General features: G+C 68.0%; 7 protein-coding genes and 3 tRNA genes. 4 read left to right on the forward strand and 6 right to left on the reverse strand.

What is annotated here, in order from left to right:
• The 6 genes from M2421_RS17105 to M2421_RS17130 all read right to left on the reverse strand — a co-directional run.
• A partial coding sequence (locus tag M2421_RS17105; protein WP_259208982.1) for a GTP-binding protein occupies positions 1-713 on the reverse strand: 713 nt, incomplete at its 3' end.
• 40 nt (positions 714-753) lie between these two features.
• Positions 754-829, reverse strand: a tRNA-Thr gene (locus M2421_RS17110).
• 47 nt (positions 830-876) lie between these two features.
• Positions 877-950, reverse strand: a tRNA-Gly gene (locus M2421_RS17115).
• A gap of 28 nt (positions 951-978) precedes the next feature.
• Positions 979-1,064, reverse strand: a tRNA-Tyr gene (locus M2421_RS17120).
• Between the two features lie 138 nt (positions 1,065-1,202).
• A complete protein-coding gene (locus M2421_RS17125) occupies positions 1,203-2,216 on the reverse strand; it encodes an isoaspartyl peptidase/L-asparaginase (RefSeq protein ID WP_259208983.1) in 1,014 nt (337 codons plus the stop codon).
• A 128-nt stretch (positions 2,217-2,344) separates the two neighbouring features.
• The gene (locus M2421_RS17130; RefSeq protein ID WP_259209302.1) at positions 2,345-3,319 is read right to left on the reverse strand and encodes a cyanophycinase; all 975 of its coding nucleotides are present in this window, start codon (positions 3,317-3,319) and stop codon (positions 2,345-2,347) included.
• 207 nt (positions 3,320-3,526) lie between these two features.
• On the opposite strand from M2421_RS17130, the gene M2421_RS17135 reads away from it, so the two are divergent.
• From M2421_RS17135 to M2421_RS17150, 4 genes are all read left to right on the forward strand, one after another.
• Positions 3,527-6,277: a TonB-dependent receptor gene (locus M2421_RS17135; RefSeq protein ID WP_259208985.1), complete on the forward strand. Its 2,751-nt coding sequence runs from the start codon at positions 3,527-3,529 to the stop codon at positions 6,275-6,277.
• 153 nt (positions 6,278-6,430) lie between these two features.
• Positions 6,431-9,283 (forward strand): response regulator, encoded by a 2,853-nt coding sequence (locus M2421_RS17140; protein WP_259208987.1) that lies wholly within the window; start codon positions 6,431-6,433, stop codon positions 9,281-9,283.
• Positions 9,280-10,518 carry an EAL domain-containing response regulator gene (locus tag M2421_RS17145; protein WP_259208988.1) on the forward strand — a complete coding sequence of 413 codons (1,239 nt, stop codon included), beginning with the start codon at positions 9,280-9,282 and terminating at the stop codon, positions 10,516-10,518. Before M2421_RS17140 ends, M2421_RS17145 begins: the two co-directional genes overlap by 4 nt.
• A gap of 140 nt (positions 10,519-10,658) precedes the next feature.
• Positions 10,659-13,877, forward strand: coding sequence for a hybrid sensor histidine kinase/response regulator (locus M2421_RS17150; protein ID WP_259208990.1), 3,219 nt, complete (start codon positions 10,659-10,661; stop codon positions 13,875-13,877).
• The last annotated feature ends 13 nt before the right edge of the window (positions 13,878-13,890 follow it).

The raw sequence follows: 13,890 nt of genomic DNA on the forward strand, positions 1-13,890 counted from the left end.
ACGCCGCGCTCGATACGACCGGTCACCACGGTGCCGCGGCCCGAGATCGAGAACACGTCTTCCACCGGCATCAGGAACGGCTTGTCGATGTCGCGCTCCGGGGTCGGAATCCAGCTGTCGAGGGCTTCGACCAGCTTGATCACGGCCGGCACGCCGATGTCGCTCTGGTCGCCTTCCAGCGCCAGACGGGCCGAACCCGCGATGATCGGGGTGTCGTCGCCCGGGAAGTCGTACTTGCTCAGCAGCTCGCGGACTTCCATTTCGACCAGTTCCAGCAGCTCGGCGTCGTCCACCATGTCGGCCTTGTTCAGGAACACGACGATGTACGGCACGCCGACCTGGCGCGACAGCAGGATGTGCTCGCGGGTCTGCGGCATCGGGCCGTCAGCGGCCGAGCAGACCAGGATCGCGCCGTCCATCTGGGCAGCACCGGTGATCATGTTCTTGACGTAGTCAGCATGGCCCGGGCAATCCACGTGGGCGTAATGACGCTCGGTGGATTCGTATTCGACGTGCGCGGTCGAGATCGTGATGCCACGGGCCTTTTCTTCCGGCGCGGCGTCGATCGCGGAGTAATCCTTGAACTCGCCACCGAAGCGCTCAGCACCGATCTTGGTCAGTGCGGCGGTCAGCGTGGTCTTGCCGTGGTCGACGTGACCGATGGTGCCGACGTTGACGTGCGGCTTGGTGCGCTCGAACTTACCCTTGGCCATGGCTGCTTATCTCGAAATCGTCTGAATGGTGGCACTTAGATGGTGCTCACGAAAGGAATCGAACCTTCGACCTCCTCCTTACCAAGGAGGTGCTCTACCGACTGAGCTACGTGAGCGAGTTTTGAATTATGGCACGAATTTGAATATATTCAAACTCATTCAATGGAGCGGGAGACGGGGATCGAACCCGCACCATCAGCTTGGAAGGCTGAGGTTCTACCATTGAACTACTCCCGCATCGGAAGCTCTTGCCACAACATGAAACTGGTGGAGGGAGGTGGATTCGAACCACCGAAGGCGTAAGCCAGCAGATTTACAGTCTGCCCCCGTTGGCCGCTTGGGTATCCCTCCTTACCACCCTGTCCCGTGGCGCCGAAGCGTTTTCGGTGTGGGGTGGAAGAGCCGTGAATTTTGGGGGTGAAGACGGGTTCTGTCAACACTCTTTTTCAACTTTTTCACGCGAATCGCAATTTGCCTTGTGGGCGCAGGCTATTGGCCAGGAAGCGGCAGCGGCTCGTCGGCGAAGATCGCCACGTGAGGCACGCCATCGGCGCCGATCCAGCCGCGATACATGCCCTGCGTGTTGAACGGCGTCGCGGCGCGGCCATCGGCGGAGAGCACGATCGCCCCGCCATCGCCGCCAAGGGCGGGAATGCGCTCGTTGATCACCGCGCGGCCGGCTTCGACCGGGCCCTGCTTGAGGTACTGCATGCGCGCGCAGATGTCGTACGCCGCTGCGGTGCGGATGTAGTACTCGCCCCAGCCGGTACCCGACACCGCACAGGTGGCGTTGGCATAGGTGCCGGCGCCGATGATGGGGGAATCGCCGACCCGGCCGTAGCGCTTGTTGGTCATGCCACCGGTGGAGGTGCCGGCGGCGAGATGGCCCTGCGCGTCCAGGGCGACGGCACCGACCGTGCCGAAGTGCCGCGCGGTCTCCAGGTCCGCATGGGCCTGGCCAGCGGCCTCCTCCTTCAATGCGCGCTGCAACTGCTGCCAGCGCTTCTCGGTGCGGAAGTAGGACGGATCGACCAGGGAAATGCCCTGGGTCGCGGCAAACGCCTCCGCGCCCTGCCCCACCATCATCACGTGCGGCGAATGCTGCATGACCGCCTCGGCCAGCAGGATCGGATTGCGCACGCGCTGCACGCCGGCCACCGCACCGGCCTTCAGGCTGGCGCCATCCATCAGGGAGGCATCGAGTTCGTTGCGCCCGTCGTGGGTGAACACGGCACCCTTGCCGGCGTTGAAGGTGGGATCGTCCTCCAGCACGGTGATCGCGGCGGTCACCGCCTCCAGCGCCGGCTTGCCGGCGGCCAGCGCCCGGTGGCCGCTGAGCAGCGCCTGGCGCAGGGCGGCGCGCGCGGCCGTTTCTTCGGCCGGGGACAGATCCTTGCGCTCCACGCCCGCCCCGCCGTGCAGGACCAGGACCGGTTCGGCGCCGGCAGCCAGCAACGGCATGGACAGGCACAACGTCAACAACACACCAGCAGGACGTGACATGGGCAGGCACCGCGTCGGGGACAGGGCGCCATCATGGCATGCGCGGCCAGACCCCCTGCGCCGCTCCCAGGACACCCCCATGACGCTGGCTCCGCGCCACGCCAGACGCCTCCACGCCCGGCGTGGACCTACGGGCCTGGCGCCAGTTCCAGGCCTCCCTCGCGGATATCGGCGGTCATCCGGAACGCGGCATCCTCTACGCGGAACCCGTCCAGGTGCAGCAGGCTGCCGCTGCCGACCCCGGTGACCGGGATCGCGTGGAAGTCCAGTGGCTCGCCGTCACGCAGGCGCTCGGCGGTATGCCGCGGCATGACCAGCCAGGCGTAGCCCTCGTCATTGCTGAGCACGCGCCCGCGGCCATCGGCCTCCACGCATAGCGCGGTGTCCTCGTCCACGCCGATGCCGACCATGTCCACGCGGCCGGCCTGCTGGGCGGCGCGGGCGACGAACACGATCAGCCGGCCCAGCCGATCGCGCTTGCCGAAGTGGGTGTCGGTGATGACGTTGGCCAGGTAGGGCATGGCCAGGAAATCGTTGTCCAGGGTGACCGCGCTGCCCATCGGGTCGCGCAGCGCGCGTTCGGAGGTGACGCTGCCACCGTCCAGGGCGCCGTAGCTGTAACCGCCCAGGATGGCCAGGCCGGCGCTGGTGCCGGCGATCGGCCGGCCGGCGCGCACGTGCGCGTTGAGCGCGTCGTTGAGCGCGGTGCCCTTCCAGAAGCGGATGTAGCGCGACTGGTCGCCACCGGCGATGAAGATCGCATCGGCCGCGGCCACCACCCGCAGCACCGCCGGGTCCTCGGCGGCGCGGCGACTGTCGAACACCAGGGTCTGCACCGACGCGGCCCCGCCGATGTCGCGGTACAGGCGGTCCTGCAGGTCGTCGGCACCGGAGGCGCGCAGGATCACCACGCGGCCATGCCCGGCACGCTGCAGCCACCACTGGAAGGCGGCGGGCACCCACTCGCCACCGCCCATCAGCATCATCGCCGGCTCGGTGTGCAGGGCCGGCGCGGCGTCCAGGTCGCCGACCTCGTAATAGCGGAAGCCGGGGTCCTGCAGGGACTGGGCGTGGACGGGCAGCAGCGCGGCGGTGAGCAGCAGGCCGAGGGTCCGGCCGAACCGGCGGAAAGCCTTGTGCACGTAGATCTCCCTGAATGAAATCGGGGTGGAACCGCTTTCACTCTTTGCCAGAGAACATGGCAGTGGTCAACCCCGTAAAAAAGGCGTTAAATGCGCGCCGTCCATTCGCGAAATGTGAATGGGGGACGGGCCTCCCTCGAGGCCGACTCTTTCTTCTCGAGAATTCTCATGCGTAAACAGGCGATGGCGTGGTCGATCCAGCTGGCGTTGATGGGTGTGGCCGCGACCGCGGGCGCACAGTCTCCGGCCGCTTCCGGAGTGCAGCAGCTGGACACGGTGCAGGTCACCGGCTCGCGGATTCCGCGCGCGCAGGTGGAAGGCCCGGCCCCGGTCACGGTGATCACCGCCGAGCAGATCCAGGCCAGCGGCTTCACCAGCGTGCCGGACGTGTTGCGCTCGATGACCCAGAACGGCGGTGAGACCCAGAGCCAGCAGTCCTCCAGCGGCGCCGACTTCTCCCCGGGTGCGCAGCAGGTGGACCTGCGCGGGCTGGGCCCGAACCACACCCTGGTGCTGGTCAACGGCCGCCGCATCGCCGACTTCCCGATGCCGTTCCAGGGCCGCAGCAACTTCACCGATGTCTCCAACATCCCGATCGGGATGATCGAGCGGATCGAAGTGCTGACCGGCAGCGCTTCGGCGATCTATGGCTCGGATGCGATCGCCGGCGTGGTCAACTTCATCCTGAAGAAGCATGTCGATGGCACCACCGTGGACGTGCGCATGGGCACGGCCACCGAAGGCGGCGCCGATTCCTTCGATATCAGCCTGGCCAGTGGCTTCGACGCCGGCCGCTTCAGCGCGGTGTACAGCCTGGAACTGCAGTCGCAGACCCCGCTGTGGGCGTATGAGCGCGGCCAGCAGGACTCCACCCTGGACGCACCGACCGAGAGCGCCCGCGCGGCGCGGCGCGCCTACCTGCGCACCGACTACAACGACGACTACCTCGACCCGGGCCAGGCCACCTGCGACGCGCTGGCCGGCCAGAACCGCGGCAGCACCGGCTATGCCGAGCGCGCGCGCTACGGCTTCTACTGCGGCAGCGACAGGTCGATCGGCTACGGCACGATCCTCAGCAAGCGCCGTGGCGTGAACGGCTACGCCTCGCTGAACTATGCCTTCGACAACGGCGCCAGCTGGTTCGCCGATGTGCAGATGGGCTACCACGACATCGCGCTGATGCGCGATGTGACCCAGTGGGGCCGGATGGCCGCCGACGGCAACGAGGACGGCTATTTCTACAACCAGGCCACCGACCAGGTGGAGTTCTGGCAGCGCCAGTTCTCGCCGGAAGAAATGGGCGGGCTGCGCAACGGCATGATCCGCAGCACGCAGAAGACCTTCAGCGTCACCACCGGCTTCAAGGGCAGCCTGGACGCGAACTGGGACTACGAGGCGTCGCTGAGCCACTCGCAGTACCAGTCGTCGATCCGCTGGCCGCAGATCATCGCCGCCAAGGCCAACGCGCTGTTCCTGGGCGAGCAGCTGGGCGAGTACACCGATGACGACGACAACGTGTTCCCGGTCTTCAATGCCGACCCGGCGCGCCTGTACCGGCCGCTGAGCCGCAGCGAATACGATGCGATCGCCGCGAAGACCACCTACACCCCGAAGTCGCGCACCGATACCGCCGCGCTGACCCTGACCAACGGCGAGCTGTTCTCGCTGCCCGGCGGCAAGGCCGGCTTCGCCGCCACTGCCGAGTTCGGCAACCAGTCCTACGCGCTCAATCCCGATCCGCTGGCGACCGAGTACTACTACTACAGCTGGAAGGATTCGGACGGCCACGGCAGCCGCAACCGCTGGGCCACCGCCGCCGAGCTGCGCCTGCCGCTGCACGACACCCTCAACGTGAGCGTGGCCGGTCGCTACGACCAGTACCGCTATTCGGGCAACAGCATCGGCAAGGCGACCTGGAGCGGCGGCATCGAATGGCGCCCGATCGACACCCTGCTGGTGCGCGGTTCCTACGGCACCGCGTTCCGCGCGCCGGACCTGCATTACGTGTATGCCGGCCCGGGCAACGACGAGACCAGCAACAACGACTACTACACCTGCCAGCTGGACCAGGCCGAGGACTGCTCGGATTACGAGGAAAACCTGATCCGCACGCGCGAAGGCAACCGCAAGCTCGATCCGGAGACCAGCACGTCCTGGAGTGCCGGCTTCGTCTGGTCGCCGGCGATCGGGCTGGACCTGTCGGTGGACTGGTTCGACATCGACATGCGCGACCAGGTGCAGGACATGGACGTGGGCACCATCCTGCGCGATGAAGCGGCGTGCCGGCTGGGCAACGCCGATGCCAACTCGCCGACCTGTGTCGATGCGATCAGCCGCGTCAGCCGCACCAGCGATGGCCGCCTGTACGGGGTGCACGTCAACCCGATCAACATTGCGCGCGAGACCACCCGTGGCATCGATGTGGGCCTGCGTTACCGGCTGAGCACCGGGGTGGGCGACTTCATCCTGAGTGGCAACCACACCTGGGTGAAGACGCACGACTTCCAGCAGTTCGAGGGCGATGTGGTGGAAGACCAGTTCGCGGTCAACAGCGGCTTCGACATCCCGCGCACCAAGACCAGCGCGAGCATCACCTGGGAGAAGGAGGCCTGGTCGGCCACCGTGTACGGCTCGCGGCTGGGCAGGCTGCCGACCTACGACAGCTACGACCAGAGCTTCGACCCGGACAGCGGCGACAGCCCCTGGATCGGCGCCACGTACCGCTACAACGTGTCGCTGCAGTACCGGTTCGACGACCACTCGCGCCTGTCGTTGTCGGTGGTGAACGTGGCCAACAAGATGCCGCCCAAGGACGTGACGTATACGTCGTATCCGTACTACGACGTGTCCTGGTTCGATACCGTGGGCCGGACGGTGAACCTGCAGTACACGCACAAGTTTGGTGGCAGCGCGCTGTAAGCGGCCCCCTGCACGCAGCACCGGACGGGCCCGCCACTGTGCGGGCCCGTCCGTTTTCATCCAGCTGAACGGCGTCCGTCGGGCGATCCCGACAGCGCCGGTTTTAGGGATCGGCTGATGTGCCCGGGCAGCCGCGCTTCCTAGCATGCGCGCATGCATCGTCTCCTGCCCCGACGTTCCACCCTTGACGCCCCGGTCGTGGCGGCCAACGTGCTGCTGCGCTGGTTGTCGCTGTGCGTGCTGTTCTGCCTGCTGGGCACGGCCGGGTTCTACCTGCTGGCACAGCTGAGCGAGGATGTGTCCGTGCATCGCCGCGACATGAACGCTGCCGCCTACCGTGCGCAGGTGTATTTCGACCATCGGGAAGCGCTGTTGAACTATCTGGTGGATTCGGTGGTGGAATCGCCGCGGGCCGCGACCGCCCCTGCCCGGCCGGATGATGGCGAAGACAGCGAGATACGGCGGCTGCCGCTGGGGATGGGCCACGACGGCCGGCAGCTCAGTCTGCTGCTGTCCGCGCGCGCCGAGCAGACCCTGGCCGACTTCGGCGCCCGCCTGGTCCACGTGAGCAACGATCCGCAGGCGCCGCGGCAGTGGCTGCAGGGTCGGCACACGCCGGCGACACCGCCGCCGGACGAACTGACCGCGCCAGCGCTGCGCACACACGCCGCCCGCGCCGCACCCGGTACCGAGGTGTACTGGCTGCCCTCACGCCGGCCGGAGGGCGGCGTCTACCTGTATCGCGCAGCCGAGGACGGCCCTGACCCGGCCCATTGGCTGGTGTTGGCGCTGGACCCGGCGGCGGTGGCACGCACGGTCAACGGCAAGGGCATCGGCGAGTTCCTGCTGCTGGACCAGCGCGGACAGCCGGTGCTGTCCAGCCCATCGGCCACCGATCCGCCCATGACCTGGCTGCGCGGCCAGCACACGGATGCCTTCGCCTTCGTCTGGGCACACGGGCTGCCCAAGGGGCTGGCCCTGGTCAAGAGCATCGGCCAGGACGGCTGGCGGCTTGTCTACCACCTTCCCTCGTCGCTGCTGCTGCGCGACATGGCCGTGCACATCACGGTGTCGCTGCTGGTATGCCTTGCCGCGATCGCGGCGTTGCGGCTGCTGATCCGACGTATCGACCGCCAACTCATCCAGCCGGCCCATCGCCAGCACCTTCAGCTGCTGGAGAGCGTCGATTTTGGCAGCACGGTGATCGAAATGGCGCCGGTGGGCATGTGCGTGCTGCGCTGCCACGATGCCCGGGTGATGCTGGAAAACCAGCTCGCGCGGGACTGGCTGGGCCGCGATACCGGCACCGGCGACTGGACCGGGGCGTGGCGTCGCACCGGTGACCTTGCCCAATGCACTGCGCGCGGCCGCCGCGCGGTCGACTTCACCACCGCCGATGGCCGTCAATTACAAGTGCTGTACGCATCCACGCGGTACCACGGCGACGACGTGCTGCTGTGCGTGTTCAACGACATCAGCCGGCACCGCCAGATCCAGGCGGCGCTGTCGGCGGCCAAGCAGGCCGCCGACGAGGCCAGCCAGGCCAAGAGCGCGTTCGTGGCGACCATGAGCCATGAGATCCGCACGCCGTTGTACGGCGTGCTCGGCACGCTTGAACTGCTGGGCAACACCGCCTTGGATCCACGCCAGGCGCAGTATCTCAAGACGATCCAGCACTCCTCGTCGGTGCTGCTGCAACTGATCAGCGACATCCTCGATGTCTCCAAGATCGAGTCGGGCCAGCTCACCCTGGCCAGTTCCACCTTTTCGCCGCTGGACCTGGCCGAAACCACGCTGCGCGCCTATGCGGCCGCTGCCGCCCGCAAGCAGCTGCAGATCGTGGTCTGCACCGATCCGCGCCTGCCCGCGCAGGTGGCCGGCGATGCCGACCGCATCCGCCAGGTACTGGGCAACCTGCTCAGCAACGCGATCAAGTTCACCGACAGCGGCCGCATCGTGCTGCGGGTGAAGCTGCTCGCGTGCGAAGGCGGCACCGCCACGGTGAGCTGGCAGGTCACCGATACCGGCATCGGGATCGCCGCCGCCGAGCATGCGCGGCTGTTCGAGCCCTTCCGACAGGCCAGCGGCCATGGTCGCGCCGACGGCACCGGACTGGGGCTGTCGATCAGCGACCATCTGGTGCGGCTGATGAACGGCGAGATGCGCCTGGTCAGCGAGCCCGGGCTCGGCAGCAGCTTCACCGTGATCCTGCCGCTGGGCGTCGACGCAGGCGTGTTGGCCGATGCCGACGCGTGTACCGATGGCCCGCACCTGCTCCCCCACCCGCCCGTCTACGTGCGCGCCGCCCTGGCCGAGCTCACCGACAGCGCGTGCCAATGGCTGCAGCGCTGGGGCGCCAGCGCGCGCCGCTACAATGCCGACCTGCCGGTGCCCAGAGAGCCGGGCGCGATCCTGGTGGACAGCGATCCGCGCGACATGACGCCGATTGAATGGCCCGGCCCGCGGGTGGTCGCACTGGCTGATGCCGGCGACCCGGTCTGCGAGGACCCGACGCAGCCGGACCAGTTGACGGTCACCACGCTCAGCATCCGGGCCATCGCCGATGCGGTGTTCCGCCTGCAGCAGGGCAACCAGGCACCACCGGCCCTGGCAACGCGTGCCCCGCGCGCGTCCCTGGGGCTGCACGTGCTGGTGGCCGAGGACAACCCGATCAACCGGCTGATCCTGAAGGAACAGCTGGAGACGCTGGGCTGCAGCGTGGTCACCGCCTGCGACGGGCATGAAGCGCTGGCCCGCTGCACTGCCGAGGTGTTCGACGTGGTGCTGACCGACATCAACATGCCCGGCCTGGGCGGCCACGCGCTGGCCCGGCACCTGCGTCAGCATGGCCATGCGATGCCGGTGATCGGCGCCACCGCCAATGCCACCCCCGAAGAACGCGAGCGCTGCCTGGCCGGCGGCATGACCGATTACCTGGTGAAGCCGATCGACATCGGCACCCTCCGCCATGCGCTGGGCGGATTGACCGCAGGAGCCCCGACGTGAGCAACCACCGTGTACTGATCCTGGAAGACCAGCCGTTCCAGCGCGGCTTCCTGGCCAACATGTTCAATGCCGCGCCCGGCATCGCCACCGACACCTGCGGTGATGCGGCGCATGCGGTGGAGATGTGCCACTGGCGCCGCTACGACCTGGTCGTGACCGACCTGATGATGCCGGGCGTGGATGGCATCCAGTTCATCCAGGCGCTGGCCGCGCAGGAGCATCGGCCGATGCTGGCGCTGGTCAGTTCGGCGTCGCAACGGATGATGGCCTCGGCACGCCTCATGGCCGAATCGCTGGGCATCACCGTGCTCGGTATCCTGCCCAAGCCCGTCGCCCCCGCCGACGTCGGCGAACTGCTGGCCCAGCTTGAACTGGCGAGCGCCGACGCCGCGCCGGCGAGCACAGCGGCCGAGGCGCCGATCGTGGCCAGCCGCGAGCGCCTGTGCGAGGCGATCAGCGGGGGCCAGATCACCGCCTGGTTCCAGCCGAAGAAGTCGCTGGACTCGGGCCTGGTGGTGGCCGCCGAGGCGCTGGTGCGCTGGCGTCATCCCGAGCACGGCACGCTGCAGGCCGGTCGCTTCCTGCCGCTGATCCAACAGCATGGACTGGAGCCGGCGCTGCTGCGGCATATTCTCAAAGCCAGCGTGCAGGCACAGGCGCGTTGGCGCGAACAGGGCTTCCGTATCCCGGTGTCGATCAACCTGCCGCCGCACCTGCTGGAGCGCAGCAGCCTGCCCGATGAACTGCTGGAGCTGACCCTCACGCATGGCGGTGTTCCCGCCGATCTGTGCTTCGAGCTGATGGAAAGCAGCACCACCCACCACGTCAGCGACTACTACGCTGGCGCCTGCCGGTTGCGCATGAAGGGCTTCGGGCTGGCCCAGGACGATTTCGGCCAGGGCCTGAGCTCGGTGCACAACCTGGTCAGCACCCCCTTCACCGAGGTCAAGATCGACCGTGCGCTGGTGCGCGGCTGCGCGCGCGACCCGGCGCTGCACAGCGCGCTGGCCACGGTGATCGCGCTGGGCAGCAAGCTGGGCCTGAACATCGTCGCCGAGGGGGTGGAGACCGATGCCGAGCTGGCCACCCTGCGCAGGCTGGGCTGCAACCAGGTCCAAGGGTTCCTGATTTCGCGCGCGATTCCCGCCGAAACCTTTGGTGCATTGCTGGACCAGGAAAAGGCCGCGCACCGGCACACCGACCTGGGCCACCCGGACACCCGCGCCACGCGCTGAGCCTTTGCCGGCCGGCATTCACCACGCCATCCAGCGCGGCCCCGCATCCTTGCGCATCCGGACGCAGCGGTCGACGATCGCGGGGGCATGCAGCATCGCGCTGCCCCCGCGCTACGCTGCCACCACCAGAAGGGGATTCCATGCCCGAGGCCGCACCCATCCGCCAGCTCGCCCGCCGTTCGCTGCGCGTCCATGCGCTGCTGATCGGCGTGATCGTCCTGGCCACGATCCAGGCCGGGCTGGTGCTGTCGACCACGCTGCAGTTGCTGCGCGAAGAACAGGACAAGATCGAGTTCCACTTCCGCCGCCTGGATGGCGCGCTGCAGGAACAGGAGCGCTTCATGCGGCGCTGGCGCGCCCATGATCACGAGCGGGCAGCGCTGCCCGGCGGTCCACCGGGAACCGTCCACGGCCAGCCACTGTCGGGCAGCGTGGAGGCCGCCAATCCGGCACGGGCCTATATCCCGTTCTCGGTACTGCACGACCAGACGCCGCCACCGCCCACGGCATCGGCGCTGGGCGGGCGATTCTCGGGCTTCTACGGCGCGTTCTGGGCGGAATCGCTGTACCCCTCGCCGCGCTGCCTGCTGGTCAGCGGCGAAGGCACGGCGGGATTGCTGGTGCCGCTCACGGTGGACGACATCGATCCGGTGCGGCCCGCCTCGGCATCGATGCAGGCGCTCCTGAACTACATCCACGCGGTGGCAGCCAGTGTCTCGCTGCAGCGTGGCGATGTGCGCTGGTTCCAGCGCGATCCCGGCGATGGCAACAACCGCCTGCTGTCGATCGCGCAGGCACCGCAGGACATCGGCGCGTGGGGCGATACGGACGCCCGGGCCATGCCGGCGATCGCCTGCCTGCTGGACCTGACGCGCCTGGACGACCGTCGTCAGCTGCTGGGCGAGACGATCTACGACCAGTTGTCCATCATCGACCCTAACGGTCGACCGGTGCACGGCCCACACCTGGAGGGCAGCGGCGCGCAGCGCAGCTTCACCCGTGACGGCGTGGTCTACCGCATGCGAACCAGCGACGGCTGGCAGGCCGTGTACCAGGTGCGCTGGGCGCGTCTTCTCAGCCATCCCCGCGGGCCGCTGATCGGCAGCGTGATCGCCGCGCTGCTGCTGGCGCTGGGGGGCGTGCTGGTGCTGCGCAGCTATCGGCGCTCGGTGCTGGTCCCGCTGCGCGAGAATCATGAGCGTCTGCTGGAGAGCGAAGCGTTCAGCCGCACCGTGCTGGACGCGGCCCCCATCGGTCTGTGTCTGCTGCGCCAGCGCGACGGCCAGGTGATCCTGGAGAATGCCCTGGCGCGCAACTGGCTGGGCGAGTCGCCCGACGCACCCGGCTGGCATGGCGGCTGGCGCGACGATGCGTGGGCCGACGCGGAGACCCAGCGCCCGGCCACGCGGCCCTACACCACGCCCGACGGACGCCACCTCCTGGTGACCGTCACCGCTGCACGCTACCGCCGCGAGCCGGTGATGCTGTGCCTGTTCATCGACCTCACCGCCCAGCACGACGCCGAGCGGGTGCTGCAGCAGGCGCGCGTGGCCGCCGACCAGGCCAACCGGGCCAAGAGCCTGTTCCTGGCCACCATGAGCCATGAAATCCGCACGCCGCTGTACGGTGTGCTGGGCACGCTGGAGCTGCTCGGACTGACCCCGCTGGACAGCCGCCAGCAGGAATACGTGGGCACCATCCAGCGCTCTTCCTCCACGCTGATGCAGTTGATCAGCGACATCCTGGACGTATCCAAGGCCGAGGCCGGGCAGCTGGTGCTGGAACCGGTCGCGTTCTGTCCGGCCGGATTGACCGAGGAAGTACTGCGCTCGTATGCCGGTTCGGCCACGCGCAAGCGCCTGCAGCTGTATGCCTGCATCGACGGCAATGTGCCGGCATTGGTGATCGGCGATGCCGCGCGCATCCGGCAGGTGCTCAACAACCTGATCAGCAACGCGATCAAGTTCACCGACGCCGGCCGTATCGTCGTGCGCCTGCGTGCGGTGGACGCGACAGGGGCATTGCCGCGGCTGAGCTGGCAGGTGGCCGACACCGGCATCGGCATCCAGCAGGAACACCAGGCGCGGCTGTTCGAGCCGTTCTACCAGGCCAATCCGGGCACCGATGCCATGCGCGGCACTGGCCTGGGGCTGGCGATCAGCGCGCACCTGGTGGAGTTGATGGGCGGTGAACTGCGGGTGGTCAGCGACAGCGGGCTGGGCAGCAGTTTCAGCTTCGACCTGCCGCTGGACGAAAGCCCCGCCCTCGCCGAGCAGCGTCCGGGCTTCGACGGGCACGACGTGGTCTACGTGCGCTCGCCATCGCGCGAACTGGCCGACAACCTGTGCGAGCGCCTGCGTCAGCGTGGCGCTGCCGCACAGGTCTACCACAGCGAATCGGCGCAGAACTTCAGCACGCATACCCCCTTGCTGGACGTGCTGCTGGACGAACACGACCCGGGCTGGAGCGGGCCGCACGTGGTGGCCAGGACCGATGGTGGTGACCATCCCGAGCGGATCGACGGGCGCTGGGAGGTGTCCATGCACAACCTGGATGCCATGGTGGACGCACTGCTGATGGCGATGGGGGGCGATGCGCCTCGGCAGGCGCCGACCGCGGCGCCGCAGTTCCGTCGGCTCGGGCTGCACGTCCTGGTCGCCGAGGACAACCCGATCAACCAGATGATCCTGCGCGAACAGCTGGAACAGCTGGGCTGCCATGCGGTGGTGGCCAGCGATGGCGACGAAGCACTGGGCTACTGGGCACAACGCCGCTTCGACGCGGTGCTTACCGACGTTAACATGCCGCACATCGATGGCTATGCCCTCACCCGCCGGCTGCGTGCGGACGGCGTGCGCGTGCCGATCATCGGCGCCACCGCCAATGCCGCACCGGAAGAGCGCGAGCGCTGTCGTAGCGCCGGCATGGACAGTTGCCTGGTCAAGCCGATCTCGCTGCAGGCGCTGTACCGCCAGCTCAGTGGGTTGGCCGGACCGATCGCCCCGACCGCGGTGGACCTTTCACCGCCCCGCGATGTGCCGGTCGATACGCTTGTCGTCTCCGACCACCTGCGCGCGCTGTTCCTTACCACCATGCGCAGCGACCTGCAGGGTCTGTCTGCGGCCGTTGAACGCAACCAGGCCAACGAGGTGCGGCAGATGCTGCATCGCATCCGCGGGGCGTTGGTGATGGTCTCGGCGCAACGCCTGGTCGACGTCGCCCAGGTGATCGAAGATAGAATCGCCGCCGGCGCAACGGTAATGGCGTGCAGCGCGGCAGCGGAGGCCTTCCTGGTTGAACTGGAACGGGCGCTGGTGCGGCTGGAACGCTCGCCGCCGGAGGCCACCGATGTTCCCTGAGTTTTGCTCCTGC

It is taken from the genome of Stenotrophomonas sp. BIGb0135, from assembly GCF_024810105.1.
In the GTDB taxonomy this organism is placed as follows: Bacteria; Pseudomonadota; Gammaproteobacteria; order Xanthomonadales; family Xanthomonadaceae; genus Stenotrophomonas; species Stenotrophomonas maltophilia_AB.